Origin of the sequence: Lactococcus protaetiae (assembly GCF_006965445.1) — a bacterium.
In the GTDB taxonomy this organism is placed as follows: Bacteria; Bacillota; Bacilli; order Lactobacillales; family Streptococcaceae; genus Lactococcus; species Lactococcus protaetiae.
This window is the reverse complement of sequence record NZ_CP041356.1, coordinates 892,046-910,691: the sequence shown is the minus strand read 5'-3', so window position 1 is coordinate 910,691 and position 18,646 is coordinate 892,046. Positions and strand designations below refer to the sequence as shown.

The 18,646-nt window shown below is 38.9% G+C and carries 13 protein-coding genes and 3 pseudogenes; all 16 read right to left on the bottom strand.

Features of this window, described 5'->3' with window-relative positions; all coding sequences use genetic code 11:
* Window positions 1-41 precede the first annotated feature (41 nt).
* The 16 genes and pseudogenes from FLP15_RS12700 to FLP15_RS04525 all read right to left on the bottom strand — a co-directional run bounded on the left by FLP15_RS12700 (window position 42) and on the right by FLP15_RS04525 (window position 18,534).
* A complete protein-coding gene (locus tag FLP15_RS12700; RefSeq protein WP_190288347.1) occupies window positions 42-179 on the bottom strand; it encodes a hypothetical protein in 138 nt (45 codons plus the stop codon).
* Window positions 180-206: 27 nt separating this feature from the next.
* On the bottom strand, window positions 207-1,877 hold the full coding sequence (locus tag FLP15_RS04590) for a peptide ABC transporter substrate-binding protein (protein WP_142766179.1): 1,671 nt from the start codon (window positions 1,875-1,877) through the stop codon (window positions 207-209).
* Window positions 1,878-2,074: 197 nt separating this feature from the next.
* Entirely contained in the window at window positions 2,075-3,727 is a 1,653-nt protein-coding gene (locus FLP15_RS04585; protein ID WP_142766178.1) for a peptide ABC transporter substrate-binding protein, read from the bottom strand.
* 283 nt (window positions 3,728-4,010) lie between these two features.
* A pseudogene (locus FLP15_RS04580) lies at window positions 4,011-5,340 on the bottom strand (UDP-N-acetylmuramoyl-tripeptide--D-alanyl-D-alanine ligase).
* A 94-nt stretch (window positions 5,341-5,434) separates the two neighbouring features.
* Window positions 5,435-6,394: an AraC family transcriptional regulator gene (locus FLP15_RS04575; RefSeq protein WP_223804726.1), complete on the bottom strand. Its 960-nt coding sequence runs from the start codon at window positions 6,392-6,394 to the stop codon at window positions 5,435-5,437.
* A 731-nt stretch (window positions 6,395-7,125) separates the two neighbouring features.
* Window positions 7,126-8,175 (bottom strand): D-alanine--D-alanine ligase, encoded by a 1,050-nt coding sequence (locus tag FLP15_RS04570; RefSeq protein ID WP_142767431.1) that lies wholly within the window; start codon window positions 8,173-8,175, stop codon window positions 7,126-7,128.
* Window positions 8,176-8,764: 589 nt separating this feature from the next.
* A complete protein-coding gene (gene recR, locus FLP15_RS04565) occupies window positions 8,765-9,361 on the bottom strand; it encodes a recombination mediator RecR (RefSeq protein WP_142766176.1) in 597 nt (198 codons plus the stop codon).
* A 192-nt stretch (window positions 9,362-9,553) separates the two neighbouring features.
* Window positions 9,554-11,712, bottom strand: a pseudogene (locus FLP15_RS04560) (penicillin-binding transpeptidase domain-containing protein).
* Between the two features lie 542 nt (window positions 11,713-12,254).
* On the bottom strand, window positions 12,255-12,956 hold the full coding sequence (locus FLP15_RS04555) for a phosphoglycerate mutase (RefSeq protein ID WP_120773113.1): 702 nt from the start codon (window positions 12,954-12,956) through the stop codon (window positions 12,255-12,257).
* Window positions 12,957-13,075: 119 nt separating this feature from the next.
* On the bottom strand, window positions 13,076-13,222 hold the full coding sequence (locus FLP15_RS13015; RefSeq protein WP_223804725.1) for a hypothetical protein: 147 nt from the start codon (window positions 13,220-13,222) through the stop codon (window positions 13,076-13,078).
* Between the two features lie 353 nt (window positions 13,223-13,575).
* Window positions 13,576-14,481, bottom strand: coding sequence for a LysR family transcriptional regulator (locus tag FLP15_RS04550; protein ID WP_142766175.1), 906 nt, complete (start codon window positions 14,479-14,481; stop codon window positions 13,576-13,578).
* Window positions 14,482-14,549: 68 nt separating this feature from the next.
* Entirely contained in the window at window positions 14,550-15,491 is a 942-nt protein-coding gene (locus tag FLP15_RS04545) for an iron-hydroxamate ABC transporter substrate-binding protein (RefSeq protein WP_142766174.1), read from the bottom strand.
* Between the two features lie 169 nt (window positions 15,492-15,660).
* Window positions 15,661-16,598 (bottom strand): annotated as a pseudogene (locus FLP15_RS04540) (FecCD family ABC transporter permease).
* Window positions 16,595-17,545 carry a FecCD family ABC transporter permease gene (locus FLP15_RS04535; RefSeq protein ID WP_142766173.1) on the bottom strand — a complete coding sequence of 317 codons (951 nt, stop codon included), beginning with the start codon at window positions 17,543-17,545 and terminating at the stop codon, window positions 16,595-16,597. Before FLP15_RS04535 ends, FLP15_RS04540 begins: the two are co-directional and overlap by 4 nt.
* A complete protein-coding gene (locus FLP15_RS04530) occupies window positions 17,538-18,317 on the bottom strand; it encodes an ABC transporter ATP-binding protein (protein ID WP_142766172.1) in 780 nt (259 codons plus the stop codon). The genes FLP15_RS04535 and FLP15_RS04530 overlap by 8 nt, the downstream gene beginning before the upstream one ends.
* Window positions 18,241-18,534 carry a helix-turn-helix transcriptional regulator gene (locus FLP15_RS04525; protein WP_120773104.1) on the bottom strand — a complete coding sequence of 98 codons (294 nt, stop codon included), beginning with the start codon at window positions 18,532-18,534 and terminating at the stop codon, window positions 18,241-18,243. The genes FLP15_RS04530 and FLP15_RS04525 overlap by 77 nt, the downstream gene beginning before the upstream one ends.
* Window positions 18,535-18,646 lie beyond the last annotated feature (112 nt).

The window sequence follows — 18,646 nt, the reverse complement described above, 5'->3', positions numbered from 1 at the left end:
TGTTTATTATTGTCAGAAAATTTATTATATTGGTATTATACTTAATTCAATCTGAAATGTAAAGTATAATGGATAACCATTTCTAAAAAAGCGGGAATTTTTATATTTTTGCCGAACGTTTTTTCTACAAAATTTTTCTTATCACTTTTAACACTTTGAGACGCTTCAATAATTTTCATAAAAAATATCTCCGAAGAGATATTTTTTTATTTGATATACACACCTTTAAGGTCGTAGTTAAGCCCTGTAGAATTAAATTGCAATCCTTTCATCGCTGTGTTACGAAGCGCTGGAGTTGTACGGAAGTAGATTGGATTGATACTTGATTCATCATAAAGTGCTTTTTCTGCTGCTTTATAGTCTGCATTCCGTGCATCATCATTTGTCACATCTGGAAGAGTTGATGCTTTATCCCATGCTGCTTGATAAGTTGGATTAACAAATCCACCATCATTGTATCCTGAACCTTTGATAAAGAGTGACAAGAATGTAGATGGCTCTGCGTAGTCACCACCCCAAAGTGAGTTGACCATGTCAAATTGATGGTTTTGAGAGTCTTTCAAACGTTGTTGGAATGGTACAATCTTTTCAGTGATTGTCAATCCTGGAAGGTTTTTAGCCAATGATGTTTGGAGGAAGTCTGCTTGTTGTTTCGCTGTTGGAGAATCAGCATCTGTTTCGTATGAAAGGTTAACAGATGTTGCTCCGATTTCCTTCAATCCTTTTTCCCAAAGTGTTTTTGCTTTTGCTGGGTCATAAGTATAAGGTTGAGCTGCATATTCTGCAAAGTCTGTACCATCAGAAGTCTTAGCCATACCTGCTGGTGTCAAGCCTGTTGCTACTGTTGAACCTGCTGTAGTTTGAGCTACGATAGTCGCACGGTCTGTTGCCAGATTCAATGCTTCACGAATATTCTTGTTTTGAAGAGCCTTGGCTGCAGTAGGATTTGATGTTCCTTTTCCTGTTTGGTTATATTCAATATAATCTGTAGTCGCTTCTTTAAGTTTTACAAGTTTCGTGTTTTTAGTGTAGCCTTTATTCGCATTGTAAAGGTCTGGAGTTCCTAGACCAACTTGGTCAAGTTTCCCTTGTTTGTAAAGTTGAACAGCTGTATTTGGATTTTTGACAACTTGATAATCAACTTCGTCTGATTTTACATTTTTCTTATCCCAGTAGTCAGGATTTTTAACTAATTTGAATGAACCATTGGTTCCTGTCCATCCTTTTCCTTTGAAGACAAATGGTCCTGAATAAAGTGTTTTATCTGATGAAGTACCATAGTCTTTACCATACTTTTCAACAAACTTTTGATTTAAAGGATAATAAACTGATTGAGAAAGCAAGAAGTCAAAATATGGTGTTGGTGTCGTCAAAGTGACGGTGAACTCTGTATCTGAAACTTGTTTAATTCCAAGAGTGCTTGGGTCAGCTTTACTTGCCATAATTTCAGATGCGCCTTTAATATTAGCCATGAGATAAGCATATTGTGAACCAGTCTTAGGATTTACTGCACGTTGCCAAGCATAGACGAAATCTTTTGCTGTAAGAGCATCTCCATTTGACCATTTCAATCCATCTCTCAATTTAATGGTATAAGTCAAACCATCCGATGAAGCTTCCACACTTTTAGCTAATGCTGGAACTGCTTTCCCTTCAGCGTTAACACGTGTTGCACCTTCTTCAGTGTTACCGATGAAAATATTTGAATATGTATCAGTCGCCATTGACGAGTCAAGTGTTGTGATGTCTGTCGGAATGGCAAGCTGTGGTGCACGACTTGATTTTGAAGCTGAACCTGAGCCTGAGCCACAAGCAGCAAGTAATGCTGCAGAGCCGAGTGCTACTGTACCTAAAGTAACTTTTTTCCAAGTTTTCATGTGATTTCCCTCTTTTATCTTTATTTTTGAATTTTCTAGTTTAATTACAATTGTCTGAAAATTCGATATGCTTTATTTTATCAGGTTCATTTAAGCTTGTCAAGAGAAATGATAGATTTTTCTGAATATTTTTTGTTTTATTTTTATTAGTCATTTATAGATATGAAAAAATAGCTCTACTGAGCTATTTTCGTCTATTATTTTAAATATGCTGTCTTCAAATCATAGGCAAGTCCTGTGGAGTGAAATTCTAATCCTTTGATGTTCGGATTCATCAGAGCTGGATTGGCTTGAAAATCTACTGGATTGATGTATGAGCCTTGATAGAGTGCTGTTTCTGCTTCTTTGTAGTCTGCATCTACTTTGGCTGGCTCTAAGACATCTGGCGTGGTCGTCGCTGCTGTAAATGCTTTATCATAGGCTTTACTTGAGAATTTACCATCGTTATAGGCTTGTCCTGTGGTAAAGAGTTGGAGGAATGTAGAAGGTTCTGCATAGTCTCCGCCCCAGCCTGAAAGAATCATGTCAAATGTACCATTTTGCGCATCTTTTAAGCGTTGTTGGAATGGTACAAGTTTCAGATTAACGGTTAATCCTGGAAGTGCCTTTTCATAGGAAGTTTGGAGATAGTTTGCTGTGGCGGCAGATGGCGCGAGGTCACCTGCTGCTTCAAAACTCAGAGTGACTTTTGTAAGTCCCGTTTCTTTTAGTCCCGTTTCCCATAAGGTCTTAGCTTTTGCAGCATCATAGGTATAATCTTGTTTGGCATATGTCGCAAAATCTTCTCCTGTCGCTGTCTTACTCATGCCCACTGGAGTGAAGCTCGTTGCTGGTGTTGAATCTGGCAATGCTGTTTGAACAACTTCTTTACGGTTTGTCGCAAGATTGAGTGCTTCACGAATATCTTGATTGGCTAATGCTTTTTGAGCATCTGTACTTGAAGCATTTTTTCCTGATTGGTTGTACTCAATATAGTCTGTTCTGGCTTGTTTAAACACTGTAAAGCCTTTGACGTTTTTGTTTGCATTGATAAGGTCTGTTGTTGGGAGCAGAGTGAAGTCAAGTTTCTTTTGCTTGTAGAGTTGTGCACCAGTATTGGCATTGCTAATGACTTGGAAATCTATCTCGTCAGACTTCACAGCTGATTTGTCGTAGTAATTTGGGTTTTTATAGATAGAGAATTTTTTATTTGTTCCTGTCCAACCATTTTTCGAGGTAAACATAAATGGTCCGTCATAAACCATTTTTGCGGATGTTGTACCGAATTGTTTGCCATATTTTTCGACAACTTTTTGGTCAAGAGGATAATAAACGGGTTCTGAGAGGAGGAATTTAAAGTAAGGTGTTGGTTGTGCCAGAGTGACAGTAAATTGAGTATCGCTATCTGCTTTGATGCCCAAAGTATTTACCGCAGCTTTGCTCGCCATTATATCATTGGCACCTTTTACTGCACCCATGAGGTAGGCGTATTCTGAGCCTGTTTTTGGGTCTACAGCGCGTTGCCATGCATAGACAAAATCTTTAGCTGTGAGTTTATCTCCGTTTGACCATTTCAAGCCATCTCTTAGAGTAATCGTATAGGTCAAACCGTCTTTTGAAACATCAATTGATTTTGCTAAAGCTAGTGCGGCATCACCCTTACTATTTACACGAGTTGCTCCTTCTTCAACATTTCCTGCAACGTCGTAAGAGTATTGGTCTGTGAGTAAAGTAGTATCCAAAGAAGCGACATCTGTCGGAATGGAAAATTGAATATTTTTTTGAGCGCTGTTGCTATTTCCACAAGCGGCAAGAACGCCAACTGATGCTAACGAAAGGACGGACAAGCCGATGAGTTTACTTTTTTTCATTTATTTTCTCCTTAAGAGATGAGTTAGAGTCCAAACTATTTGGAAATTACTATAAATCCAAGTTGCTAAGGCGGAGTGAGCAAACTCATTTCTTTAACAATGACATTCAGCGAACGTTCTGATTTTTCTGAACATTCAATGTATTGATATTATACTTAACTGCTTTTTAAATGTCAAGAATTAGTTAAATTTTCTGATAATTTAGCTTTTAAGTAATTACTTCATTAGTGGGAAATTAGCACGCACTTGCTAAGTTAAAATAAAAACACTGAATATCAGTGTTTTATTTTTTATTCATCAGAGCTTCAACAACGGTCGCTAATTTCATACCATTAGAACCTTTAAAGAGTATCTGGTCTTGAGGAGTCAGAGTAACTGATAGAGTTTCTGTCAGTGCTGACAGGTCTGTAAAGTGACTGACTGGCTTGTCTGTTGCAACTTTTGCTAGATTTTCCATCAATGGCCCGTAAAGATAGACTTGATCAATTGTCGCAAAATCTAGAGTTTCCAAAATATCTGCGTGAAGCTGTGCTGCTGTCTCTCCAAGTTCTAGCATATCCGCAAGCACTGCGATTTTTCTCCCATTTTCATTTTTGGGGATGGCTTGAAAAGTTTCTAAAATCAGCTTCATCGCCGTAGGGTTTGCATTGTAAACGTCACTTAAAATATCGGCTCCGTTCGCAGCTTTTTTCCATTCTGTGCGATTACGGGTGAGTTCAACTCTTCCTAGTGCTTCTTTGATTTGCTTTTCGGATAATCCGTAATGACGTCCGACATAGGCTGCCAACATCGCATTTGTGGCATTATATTTTCCGGGAACTGGGATTGTGATTGTTTCATCAAGAAAGTTAGCGTTAAAGCTCAAATAGTCCTTGTGTTCTATAAGCTTTGTGATAAAAATATCTTCATTTGGCCCAAAGCGTGTTATTTTTTGGTTTTCAGGAATGTAGGTATTGATAATCGGGTCAGCTGGTGCAATAAGCTCCCGTGAAGACCTGCGGTAATCCCCATTTTTCCTTTAGCAATTGCCTCTCTGGAACCCATAAACTCCAAGTGAGCTTCGCCAATCAGTGTAATCAATGCAAGCTCTGGTTGGGCAAGTTTTGAGAGAAAATCAATATCCCTGGGTGATCCATACCCATTTCAAGAACAAGCTTTTCTGTCCGCTCAGGCATATGCAAAATCGTGTAAGGAAGACCAATTTCATTATTATGGTTTCCTTGTGTTTTGTAAGTCATGTATTTTTCTGATAAGACCGCGGCAATCATATCTTTGGTTGTTGTCTTACCATTGCTCCCTGTCACTGCAATAACAGGCACTTTTGTTTTTTGGAGATAGTACTGAGCTAAGGTTTGAAAGGCGACAAGATTGTCTTCTACAAGAAAATGGGGTTGATTGATTTCTTTTTCGGAGAACGTGATAATAGCGCCATTTTCAAAAGCTATGTCAATGAATTCATGCCCATCTCTAGCTCCTTTGAGCGGAAGAAAAATGTCACCTGGCTTAATCAGACGGCTATCAAATTCAATGTTATGGATTTCTGCGTCTGTCAGTTCTGATAGATTATTTTTTGCATGGACTACTGTTGCAATTTCTTGGATTGTGAGTTTCATAGTAGTTTCATTATAGCATTTTTACTGACAAAAAAGGCGACAATAGTTGCCAGTTCCTGTCAGTATTCTACTGCTTTTCGGCTACTTACGGCTTTCATTGATGATGTAGTGTGGTGCTATTAAGTCTAAAATTTGTAAATCGTGCTTCTAAATAATCTTGGAGCAAGTCGAAACTTTCCTTATCGTCATACATTTTTTGGTTGTCAATCTCATCTTGGTTAAAAGACATTTTTAGGTTAACTGATGAGTTCAAATTGTTTCTCCGATAATCTCTTGGAGAAACACCATAGCATTTAGAGAATGCATTATTCAATGTCCTGATGTCAGAAAAACCACAAATATAGGAAATTGTGAGCAGATTTTCATTCGTCGATGCAAGAAGAGTTCGTGCTTTTTCACAGCGTAAGTTATCCAAGTACTCTTTAAAAGTGATACCAAAATTATTTTTAAAAAAGTGACTAAAATAAGTCCGAGAAAATCCTTCACGTGTCGCTAAATCATCTAGTGAAATCTTGCTGGTGTAGTGTTCATGGATGTACGAAGAAATCCGCTGGATACGCTCTTGTAAGTCCATCAATTTATTTTGTTGGGCTGCACTGAGAATGTCGTAATTGCAGATTTCCATCAGCCCATCCAGAACCAACGAGGTGTAACCATGCACGCGCAACGGAGAATGCGTCCCTTCTTCAAAATAACTCAGAGCTGCTTGAAGAATAAAATAAAGGACTTCAGGATTATTCTCCAAATCAAAGGGTCGGCTTTCAAAGTTTGTCCGATCCAACTGAGGAAAAATAATCTCAAGGATTGTTGTACTAAACTGCACGACCAAGACTTTCATCGCTTGTTCTGAGATAAACTCATGAATCTGGCAACTATTAAAAATAATGCCCTGCCCTGCTTGAATAGTAAATTCTTGTTCTTGAGTTCTAATTTTTCCTTTTCCCTCAAGGACAAACGATACTTCCATATCAAAGTGCAAATGGGGTTTACGATAAGCAATATCCACTAACAAAAAATTCAGATTGTTTATCTTTGAATGATAAATATTCTCCAACTCACTTTGCACGCTTTAAACCTCTATTCAATTAATTGATGAAGGAGTTCTGTCAAGAACTCCTTCACTAGTGTACACTAGTGCGATTTTCACGAATTTTTCAACAAAAAAAGCCTGTCAGTATACTGACAGACTTCTCAGCTGTGCTGATAAGTCCTCCATTCGCCGATTCAACGCTCACCGTAATCGCATTGAACTGACAGACTTTTATGACAGCTTTTTAACCCTATCTCCGCCCTTTGAGCTACGCTGTCCACTCTTGCTAAGTGGCTAAAGCCACAAGTCGAGAAGACCCTAGGGCAGTAGAACGAAAACAAAGTTTAGTGCTGCTTATCCCTCCACCTAAAGAGGTGGGGAGTTGCCACTCCGACTAGGTGCTTTGCCTTTTGCTCTTACTGCTTTAGCAGTTAAGCAAACGGACAGCGGCGCAACGAAGTTGCATAGACCGTTCGCAGAACGGCGTGCGAAGCACGTAGCACCGTAGCGAGGATGGACAGCGTAGCCCAAAGGGCGGAGATAGCGCTTAGACTTCAGGGACAAGACCACTTCGCCTTGCGACTTTAGTTGATTGCGATTTGAACTTCCGACTTTAGTCGGTTAGTGAAATCGACAGCGGAGCAAAGCGGAGATAGAGCGAATGGATAACGAAGTGAAGCGGAGGTGTGACCTCATATCTTTGATGTGGGATTGTGCCCTAACATCAGTAGGAGATGAAGTAATCACTTCAAATCTTACAAAAGGTGTTTTTCTCGGGTTTCAAAGGCAGATTTTGCCAAATCGACAAGTTTTTCAATCAAAGCTGAATAGCTCAAGCCCATGTTTTCCCAGAGTAATGGATACATTGACCACTGCGTAAATCCTGGAATAGCGTTAATTTCGTTGAGATACAATCTTCCATCTGCTGTTACAAAAAAATCGCAACGTGATAATCCTGTACCATTGACCGCTTTATACGCTTTAATCGCATAAGTTTGAATTTGTTCAGCAAGCTTTGGCGCAATGTGCGCTGGAATATCCATCTGAATTTTATTATCAATATATTTAGAATTATAATCGTAAAAAGCGACATCTTTTACAACTTCGCCTGGCAGAGTTGCTGAAATTTCGCCACCATTCCCAAGGACGGCACACTCAATTTCACGAGCATCCACACCTTGTTCAATCACAACGCGATTATCATACTTATAAGCTTCTGTCAGCGCACGCGCTAGTTCTGTCAAATCTTCAACCTTACTAATTCCGACACTTGAGCCCATATTTGCTGGTTTTACAAAGACTGGAAATTGAAGTTTTTCGACAACTTCTTCAGCAATCTCAGCTTGATTTTCATCTGCAAATGCAGCGACATAAGGAACTTGAGGAACTCCGACAGACTCAAAGACGTGTTTTGCCAATAATTTATCCATTGTACTACTTGCCGACAAAATATTTGGGCCAACATAAGCCAATTTCAAAATCTCTAAAAAGCCCTGAATAGAGCCATCTTCTCCCATTGGTCCATGTAGCACAGGAAAAACAATAGCATCTGTTTCATAAATCGCTGACGGCGCAATCTTGTCATTCCACACAACGCTGTCATTAGTCATCAATTTTTCGTCAGTAGCAGGTAACGCTGTGAATTCTTGCGTTTTGATGAAATCACCAGACTTTGTGATGAAGTATGTTTTAACATTAAATCGGTCATAATTTACCGCACGCATCACGCTTTCAGCCGACAAAACAGAAACCTCACGCTCTGCACTTCGACCACCATAAAGTAAAATTAAAGTTTCTTTTGACATCATCTCTCTTAACTCCTGTAATCATTGACAATCCTGTCAGTATACTGACAAACGTCTCTTTTGCTATTATAACTTATTCGTCCATCCTCGCTCAGCCTCTGAGGCGAACAGAAAATGGCCAACGATAAAAATTCATTGTCCTTGTTTATCAAAGTAAGTGTATGCTAACATTTCCAGCTTTTCAGGGTGGAAATGAAACCACACTCTCTTCGACTTTCGTCCGACTACCCTAAGGTGTTAGCGCTTTGCGACTCAACTTGTGGCTTTGCCTTTAGCCCCTAAGCAAAAGGACAGCGGAGCAACGAAGTTGCGTATAACGTTCGCAGAATGGCGTGCAAAGCACGTGGCATCGTAGCTAGGTGTGGACAGCACAGCGCAACAAACACTTAGGCTTCTGGGACAATCCTCATATCGAAGATGTTAGGCAGACTGTTGCAGCTTTAGCTGCGTACAGGTCGCTTAGTCGTTACACCTAGAGGTTGTACCCTAAATCTAGAGGGAGTTTTATCTCCCTCTAAATAAGTCCTGACTTCATTTTATCACTGACCGTCTGTTTTTTCAGTGATAAAATATATGCTTTAGTTAAAAATCATATCTCCATACGATTTTCGACAGCTTTGGACAGCGTTACCTCATCGGCGTACTCAATATCAGAGCCAACCGCTAAACCACGCGCCAATCGTGTCACTTTTATCCCTGCTGGCTTAATCATTCTCGCTAAATACATCGCCGTCGCTTCGCCATCAGAAGTTGCATTTGTCGCAATAATAACTTCTGAAACACTACTATCCATCAACCTGGTAATGAGCGATTTTACATTAATCTCATCAGGACTAATTCCATTCATCGGCGAAATAGTCCCATGTAACACATGGTAAAGTCCACGATATTCTCTGATTTTTTCCATTGCTAACACATCTTTAGACTCTTCTACTACTAGAATGGTAGATTTGTCACGAGTGGTGTCCGTACAAATTCCACAAGGGTCAGTTTCAGTCAAATTGCCACAAATTGAGCAAAAACGTAAATCACGCTTTGCAGATAGCAAATTTTTAGCAAATTCATTGACATCTTGGTCATCCATGCCAATGGTATGAAAAGCTAACCTTGTCGCCGTTTTCTGCCCAATTCCAGGTAATTTAGAAAACGATTCAATCAGCTTTGCTATAGGTTCTGGATAGTACATTTCTCCTCAATTCTTTATCAAAACAAGTGCGTGCTAATACTCCGACCTCTTAGGTCGGAGATAAAGCAGCACTAAGCTTTGAATTTCGTCCGACTAAATTCAGTGGCGAGTTGTCCATTTTCTCTAGTCGCTGAAGCGACTAGAGAAAATGGACAACTGTTTTACGAAACTCCCGCTGAATAAGTCTTGACTTCATTCTTTTTGATATGCTGCATTGGAATAGTAAAGATTTGTGATTTGAGTGACTATATTTTGGTTCGCCTTTGTTCCATTACTTGCATTATTTTCTGTGTTATTTGGGATAACGACACCAATCGCAATCTGTGGGTCATCTGTAGGAGCAAAAGCTACCGCATTGTTTGCAGTCAGATTGGTCCATGTTCCATTTGGAAGTTGGAATGATGTTTCTGACGTCCCTGTCTTAGCTGAGATAGAAACATTCGTTCCTTCACTCATTCCTCGACCTGTCGTCAATCCATCTGTTCCGTGAACAACTTGATACATCCCTTGATGCAAAACGTCCAAATTATCTGGCGTAATATTCACTTTATCCATGATTTTAGGCGTAATATTCTTCACTAAGCCACCTAGACCACCATTGGTATCTCCTTCGTAGACACCTTGAACAAGATGAGGAGCAAGACGTGTCCCGTTATTTCCCAATGTTGCTGCATAAACGGCAAGTTGTAGTGGTGTATAGTTGTCATACTGACCAAATGCTTCCATCAAAAGATTTGAACCTGTTGCTTCTTTTGAATCCGCCGCAGGAATGTACCCCTGTGATTCTCCCGAAATATCAAGCCCTGTTGATGTCCCCAAACCGTAAGAGGCATAGGCTTTACGCAGCTCATTATAAACTTTCACTCGGTCGGTATCATCCAGTGTTTGACCAGATTTGACATATGGGTCACCAAGCATTTTCATTGCAAGCTGAACCATATAAGTATTTGATGAATATTGCAATGCTTGCACAGCAGTGAGTACCATCGGATTTTCAGCTCCGTTGCTTCCCCACCAGTCAAGAATAGGGTTTGAACCTTGGAATTGAATAGCTTGTGCTGTTTGAGTTGCATTGCCTGAAATCACACCTGCGTTCCATGCCGCCGTCAATGTCCCCATCTTCACGACAGACCCTGGGGTAAAGACAGATTGGAAAGTTCCAAGCGTGTCCTCTGTTATTTTACCTGTACTTGGATCTCTTTGATATCCTGATAAGGCAAGCACCGCACCAGTTTTAACATTCAATACTACTGCATAAGCTCCCTTGTTGTACTCACCAAAACCTTGTTGTATCAGTTGGTCAAGCTGGGTTTTGACGATATTGTTTACTTTGTTTTGGAAATCCAAATTAATCGTCAATTTCAAATCATCGCCACGTTTTCCTTGCTGAACTGTCTTTGTCCCTGACACATTGCCATTTTTATCAATTTCAACCTTACTGATATTATGCGTCCCTTGCAAATCACTTTCATAAGCTTTTTCTAGAAAAGCGACACCCACTCGGTCATTTCGTTGATAGCCTTTTTTCAAATATTTATCAAGGTCATCCGCTGGAATACCTTGTTTTTCACTAGTCACACCACCCATTAGAGGAGTGAGCGCATTTTGAGCGTAAGTGCGGGTCCAAGAAGTTCCGATGCTAATCCCTGGTAAACTACTTTCGTGTTCGGCAATATTGGCCTGTTGCTCTGGGGTAATATCTCCTGCAGCAATCATTGTGGTATTAAAAGTCGTTGTACCATTCATCTCTTTGAATAATTTCGCTGCAAAAGTTTGTTGTGGGGTAAAATTAATATCACTATCTTTGACTTTGGTCAACTCAACATCGTAGATTTCCGAACCAGATAAGTCATTCCCTTGCTTATCCGTTTTTTCTTTCTCAGTCAAGCTATTTGCGATTTTATCAAGATTTTTTGTATCTGCGAGAAAATAGTCTTTTTTATCACGAGTAGTCAGATTCCCTGCATCAATGGTACTTGGGAGAATCGTTGCCAAACGGTCAGCAACTTGTCGCATCTCCTCAGCCGTTGTATTTTGTCCACGAGTAAACTCAACAGCTTGAACAGGAGTAGTCGTTGCCAAGGGCTTACCTGTCGCATCATAGATATTTCCCCGCGGCGCCCTTCAATAATCTGAACATTCGACCCCGAATTAACAATCTTATCCGCATAAAAATGTGAGTTTAACACTTGCATATTAAAAAGTTTTGCAATCAAAATCATGAAAAGAATAAAAATCACAAAAAACAAAATATTCACCCGAGCAGGAATTGACTTTGCTGGATGTTTCATCGTTTTCTTTTCTTTATTTACACTTTCATTCTTGTCGTTTTTTCTTCTATTCGTTGGCATTTGCACTCCGATACATTTGATGTGTTCCTCATCTCTACTTTATTTATCAGTTTTTTTCACTTTTTGCTCAGAACAGTTCAAGCAAGAGCAAGATGATCTTTGGAACAACTCTATCCCTTATCAATTTTCTTTAAAATTATACTTACATATTTTACCACATTTATAAAAACTTTTCCTTACAATTTTTGATGATAGATAATCCATTGAAAAAAGTAATGATAAATCAGCACTGTAGCCAATTTTAGCATTCAAATCTCTTACCAAATACCGCTGATATAATCCTAGTTTATACAAGTCTTTTGTTTTTTTCAATTAAAATGCAAACTCATTTGTCCGATTCAAATAACAAAAAAGCTGTCAGTATACTGACAGCTTTTTCAACTCCGTTGATAAAGCTTTTATCCGCCGATTCAATGCTCACGTTAATCGCATTGAACTGACAGCTTTTTCAACTCCGTTGATAAAGCTTTTATCCGCCGATTCAATGCTTATAGTAATCGTATTGAACTGACAACTCCTTTTGACAGACTTTATCCAAGCCTTTAAGCTTGTTTTGGTGCCAAATAGTATTCGGATGTAACATTCAAATTATCATCAAATTCGAACACGAGTGGTGGGAAATTAGGAATTTCAACATCCATGATTTCATCATCTGAAAGTTTTTTGATTTGTTTAACGAGAGCGCGAATTGAGTTACCATGCGCACCAACAAAGACATTTTTACCTTCTTTCAAAGCTGGAGCGATTTGGTCTTCCCAAAATGGAAGCGCGCGTTCCAAAGTAACTTTGAGGTTTTCTGCATCAGGAATCAATGAGTCTTCAAGACCAGCATAACGACGGTCACCATGAGCAGTGTATTTATCATCATGATCCATCGCAGGTGGCAATACATCATATGAACGACGCCAGATATGAACTTGTTCGTCACCATGTTTTGCAGCAGCATCAGCTTTGTTCAATCCTGTCAAACCACCATAGTGGCGTTCATTTAAGCGCCATGATTTAACAACTGGTACCCAAAGTTGGTCAGAATATTCAAGTGCAAGGTTAGTTGTCTTAATCGCACGTTTTAATACTGAAGTGTAAGCAATATCAAACTCGATACCTGCTTCTTTAATCAATTTACCTGCATCAATTGCTTGTTGTGTTCCGTTTTCAGAAAGGTCAACATCAGCCCAACCTGTGAAAAGGTTAGCAAGATTCCATTCAGATTCACCATGACGTGCAAATACTAATTTTGGCATGATTTTTCTCCATTTATTTTATTTGAGTTTAAGCGAGCTTTTGTTCGCTTATTTACAAAGATAATTTTACTACAATTTCTACTTTTTTTCTAGCCCTGATTTTCTGTAAGCCCTTTTATTCACTGACAAAACTCTAATTTATTAAATAAAAGTTCTGTCAGTATGCTGACAGATTTATCAGCTATGCTGATAAGTCTTTTATTCGCCAATTCAATGCTCATTGTAATCGCATTAAACTGACAGAACTTTTTAATCTCATTTGTCAAAACAAGTGCGTGCTATCTCCGCCTTACGACTCCGCTGTCGATGCTCGCTATGCCACTAAAGTGGCTAGTCGCAATCGCAATACTCCGACCTCTTAGGTCGGAGATAAAGCAGCACTATCTCCGCTGCGCTACGCTGTCCATCCTCGCTACGGTGCAGAAGCACCTAGTCGGAATGGCAATCTTTGAATTTCGTCCGACTGCCATAGGGCGTTGGCGCTTTTAGCGCCTAGGCTTCTTGGACAAGGTGACCTCATATCTTTGATGTGAGGTTGTACCTTAAATTCAGTGGTGAGTCGAAACTCCCACTGAATAAGTCTTGACTTCATTAGTTCTTAGCGAAGATAAATAATTCACTAAAATTTATAGTTCTCAAAATAAACTTCTAAGCTTCGTTTATAAGAACTCGCTGCATTGGATAAGAGATGACCACGATGTTTAACAAGAATCAAACTATTTCCATTATCGCCATCCATTGGTACAACAGTTACATTATGCACACTCGCATCATCAATAAATCCAAGCCCTGTCGCATAAGCATCAGTCCGCTCTAAAATTCCATTTAAGCTTGCGCGATCCGTAACATTATAGATAAATGTATTCTCAAAAGTTTCAACTAAATCTTCTGAATAATAGAGAAATTGTTCATTTTCCTGAGTAAATCGAACTCTATCTAGTGGTTTCAAATCATTTGCATTGATTGATGCCCGCTCCGCCAAAGGATGTCCCTTGCGAATATAAATATGTGTTTGAGATAAGAAAATTTCCTCGTACTCCAACTCTAATTTGTCCAACATCCGAACAATCCCTGAGCGATTGTGTTTGTTGAGATAAACCACTCCAAGTTCGCTATGTCCTTGAGCTACTTCTTGCAAAATATTATAAGTCGTGGATTCAAAAATTCTAAAGTTTTTGATTTCAGGATTTTTCTTTGCAAAATCCACTGCCACTGGTGCCAAAAAATCATAGTGCTGACTTGCCACAGAAAAAATCTTATCTGACTCTTTCGGCTTGGAGTATTTTGATTCAAACGATTCAAAATTTCTCAAAACTGTTTGCGCTTGTTCATAAAAACGCTCACCCTCAATTGTCAATGTTGCACCTGTATTTGTTCGATCAAAAATCTGAAAACCCAGTTCTTGCTCCAAATCTTTGACAGCAATTGACATTGACGGTTGGCTTACAAAAAGTTGTTCCGAAGCCTCTCGAAAAGTTCCAGTATTGGCGATAGCCACCACGTACCTAAGTTGTTTAATGTTCATCTCAATAAGTCCTATAAATAATTATTACATATAAAAAGTGTATAAAATGATTATACACTTTTCCAAACTTATTTTGTAGCCTTGATGATAGCATCCGTATAAAGTGGAAGCTCTTTTTTAGTCGCTGTTGGACCAGCAAAGAAATAAACTTTGTTATAATCCATTGTCACAACGTGACCCTCTTTAACCGCTTTAAGGTTTTTCCAACTTGGATTATTTTCCAATGCTGTAAATTGTGCTTTATCTACCGTCGCAAAGTCAACAAAGATATAATCTGCATCAAAATCCTTCAAGCTTTCTGCATTGACCTCAGCATAGCCGATTCCTTTTGAAAGCTCTGCCATTTTAGCTGATTGTTTAAAGCCTAAACCTGTCGTCAAGGTTTGACCTCCGCGTGCAAAGTTATCACCAAAGGCGTAGATTTTATCCCCTTGAAGTTCAAGAAGAGAAATCGTATTTTTAGATGGTGTAACGCCTGCTTTTTCCAATTTTGCTTTCTGTGCATCTGCTGCTTTTTTAAAATCTTTGAGGAAAGTTTTTTCTTCATCTTTGCGGTTAAGCAATTTGGCAAAATAGTCCAAAGACTTATTCATACTTGAAAGTTTTTGATAATTTACAAGCACAGTAGGTGCAATCTTTTCATAATCCGCAACTTGGTCTTTATCCACAGTGATGATAAGGTCTGGTTTTTGCTCAATCAATTTTTCAAGATTGAACTTTGGAGCACCTAAATCAACCATATTTTTCTTTTGATTTTCTGATAAATATGGATTTGGAAATGCCCATGAATCCGTTCCGACAACATTACCCCCAAGAGATGCAACTTCATCTGGGTAATTTTGAACAGCAACACGTTTAGGATTTGCTGGGACTTTGATATCACCATTTAAGGCATGAAAAGTAACTGTCTTATCAGCTGATTTTGAATTTTTAGCTGATGAATTGGTTGAGCAAGCAGCCAAAGTAAGCAAGGCACCTGCAGCGACTATCGTTGTGAGTAATTTCTTCAAAATTACCTCCTAAATATAAGATATGAGGGCGCTCGACCAAAAGCGTAGCGATTTAGAAAATTGGACGGTTCGTGCGAAGCACAGTTCTCCAATTTATCTAATCGCCTAGCTTTTAGCGCACCGAACTCAGTTATTTTTTATAAGAAATTTGTGTTTACAAATTAATTTCTTAAACTTTTTGGATGAGATAAATATAATAAGGCGCTCCGATAAAGGCAACAACGAAGCCCAAAGGAAGACTTGATGGCGCAATCACAAGTTGCGAAATAATATCAGCAAATACTAGGATAATCATTCCACTTAGAGCCGTTGCAGCAAGTCTACGACGTGATTTGAAGCCAACGATTTCACGTGCAATATGTGGTGCAATTAGACCGACAAATGCAAGTCCACCGACAAGTAAGACACCAACAGCAGCAAATAAAAGCGCAATAAAATAAAGCTGTGTCTTCGTTTTTTGAATATCTACCCCAAAGTTGTCGCCATTTCTTCACCAAGCGATATAATTTCTAGCTTATTCATTGAAAAAGGTAAAAAACCAAGCGCTATGACAAGTAAAACTAGACAAACCAAGAGATAACTGGTATCTGTTTGCCACACATCACCTGATAACCAAACCGCAACTTTTTGGAAATCAAAACTATTAACAGATAGTTGTGCGAGTGTAATCATTGCCTGAAAAAATGCTGTGATAGCAATCCCTGTCAATAGTACACGCACTGAGCTTACATTTTTCTTGAGTGCGAAAAAGTAAATTAAACCAAATGCAACAATCGCTCCTAATAATGCAAAGATAGGATAAGAAAAATTCCAAAAACCTGTGAGTTTAAAATGATCTGCTACGAGTAAAAATGCGACGCTACCCGCACTTGCACCTGATGTAATTCCTATTGTTCCACTATCTGCAAGTGGATTTTCAGCAACAGTTTGAATAATAAATCCAGCGATTGAAAGCGCCATTCCTGCGGCTAAAATAATAATAAGTCTTGGAAGCCGAAAATTAGGAATCAAGAGTGCCAACATTTGTGTATCAGTTGAAAATTGCGTCAAATCAATAAATGCAATGATAATAAGGATTGAAAATAAAAGAATAAATTTCTTTTTCATTTTGCCTCCTTTGCGATAATCCAGAGGAAAAATGGTGCGCCAAGCAACATCGTCAAACTTCCCGCGGGAAATTCATAGGGTTTGAACAAATTTCTTGCTACAAGGTCAGCTAAAACCAATAATATCATTCCTGTCAGCACTGACAAAATTACATTTTGCCAAAAATTCGTTCTAGCAAAAGGCTTGGCAATATGCGGTGCAATCAGCCCAACAAAACTAATCACTCCTACTGACGCAATCGTAGCACCTGATGCTAAAGCAACCAAAATCATAATTGCAAAGCGAACTTGATTGACCGATACTCCCAAAGAAGTCGCCATCTCATCACCAAAAGAGAGGAGTTTGATACGATTTGAGAAAAGAAAAAGAACACTAAGGAAAATACAACTGACGACTGTCATCAAAATCACTTTCGTGTCAGTAATGCCGGAAAAAGAACCCACGATCCATAAAAAATAGGCTTGCGTATTATGACTTGCAAAAGTCAATGAACTTGCCAAGCTAGTCGCGAATAATCCAACTGATGTCCCAACTAAAACTACTTTTAAGGGCTGAAAATGAGTTCTTGCGGTCAGCAACATAACAATTGAGAGGGCAAGAAAAGCTCCAATAGATGAAATGATAACTGAAATACCATCATTCGTTGACAATCCGAGGGTCAACAATAACGACAAGGCAAAACTTGCACCTCCTGAAATTCCTAGGGTTGACATTTCAGCAAGCGGATTTCGTGTCATAATTTGAACTAGAAAACCACTCGTAGATAGTAGAAATCCAACGAGATATAGGCTCAAAAGTCTTGGAAGCCGAAGTTGTAAGACAATTTTATTTTGTAACAACGCTGACAGTGGATAATTTTTTGCACCTAACATTAGATAAAGTACAGATAAGATGAGCAAGAAAAAAACAAGGGTAAAAAAAAGCATTGCAAAGCGTTTCTTAGGCATTTTTCACCCCTGTAATCATCAAACTTTTAGTAAATGTATCACACCCTAATGTCACATCCAGACCAAAACAATCTTTAAGCGAGCTTTCTGTGAAAAGTTCTTCAACAGGCCCCTCGGCAACGACTTTTCCTTCTTTAACAAGCACTAGATTATCAGCAAAACGTGCGGCATGGTTCAAGTCATGAATCACATAGACAACCGTTTTTTTTCGCTTTGTCGCAAATTCTTTGAGCAAATGCAAAATATCAAGTTGATGAACCAAATCAAGATAAGTTGTCGGTTCATCTAGCAAGATAATTTCACTGTCTTGCACCAAAATCATCGTAATAAATACCCGCTGACGTTGTCCTCCTGATAGGCTCGATACCTTACTATTACGCATTTCCCATACATTTGTTTCTCGCATAATTTGCTCAACAAAAGCTTCATCATCTTTTGATAAATGTTGTTGCATCAATCTTTGATGGGGAAATCGTCCCAAACTGACCAACTCATAAACGGTAATGTCTGCTGGTGCCATTGCTGACTGAGGTAAAAGTGATAAAATCCGTGCAATTTCAAGATTTGTCAGTGCTGACAGAGGTCTGTCATTAAAAATAACTTCTCCGTCAGACTTGATTAAACGCCCTAAAGCCTTTAAAAGTGTTGATTTTCCAGAACCATTGATTCCGATAATCGCCGTTGTTTTCCCTTTTTCAATCGACAACGTGATGTTTTTCAACACCTGCTCTTTTCCATAGCACACATTGATATTTTTCGCACCAAAATACATCGTTTTCTTTCCTTTTTACTATAGCTGGTTTGTAATTGAAAAGCTCATCAACCGTTGTTCCCAACGTATCGGCAAGCTTAAACGCCAGCATTAACTCAGGATCGTATTTATCATTCTCAATTGCATTAATCGTCTGACGCGAGACGTGTGCAATATGCGCAATATCCTCTTGCGAAAGATGGTGCAAACGACGCAATTCACGTATTTTATTTTCCATTACTATTTCCTTTCAAAATAAGATGTGAGGAGCGCTCGTCCTGAAATTATGAAAATTAGAAAATTTCAGGTTCGTGCAAAAGCGCGGTTCTGGAAGTTGTCTATTTTCACTA

Coding starts and splice junctions, on each gene's coding strand:
- FLP15_RS12700 (WP_190288347.1), bottom strand. CDS start 179: ATGAAAATTATTGAAGCGTCTCAAAGTGTTAAAAGTGATAAGAAAAAT.
- FLP15_RS04590 (WP_142766179.1), bottom strand. CDS start 1,877: ATGAAAACTTGGAAAAAAGTTACTTTAGGTACAGTAGCACTCGGCTCT.
- FLP15_RS04585 (WP_142766178.1), bottom strand. CDS start 3,727: ATGAAAAAAAGTAAACTCATCGGCTTGTCCGTCCTTTCGTTAGCATCA.
- FLP15_RS04570 (WP_142767431.1), bottom strand. CDS start 8,175: ATGTCAAAAGAAACTTTAATTTTACTTTATGGTGGTCGAAGTGCAGAG.
- recR (WP_142766176.1), bottom strand. CDS start 9,361: ATGTACTATCCAGAACCTATAGCAAAGCTGATTGAATCGTTTTCTAAA.
- FLP15_RS04555 (WP_120773113.1), bottom strand. CDS start 12,956: ATGCCAAAATTAGTATTTGCACGTCATGGTGAATCTGAATGGAATCTT.
- FLP15_RS04550 (WP_142766175.1), bottom strand. CDS start 14,481: ATGAACATTAAACAACTTAGGTACGTGGTGGCTATCGCCAATACTGGA.
- FLP15_RS04535 (WP_142766173.1), bottom strand. CDS start 17,545: ATGCCTAAGAAACGCTTTGCAATGCTTTTTTTTACCCTTGTTTTTTTC.
- FLP15_RS04530 (WP_142766172.1), bottom strand. CDS start 18,317: ATGTATTTTGGTGCGAAAAATATCAATGTGTGCTATGGAAAAGAGCAG.
- FLP15_RS04525 (WP_120773104.1), bottom strand. CDS start 18,534: ATGGAAAATAAAATACGTGAATTGCGTCGTTTGCACCATCTTTCGCAA.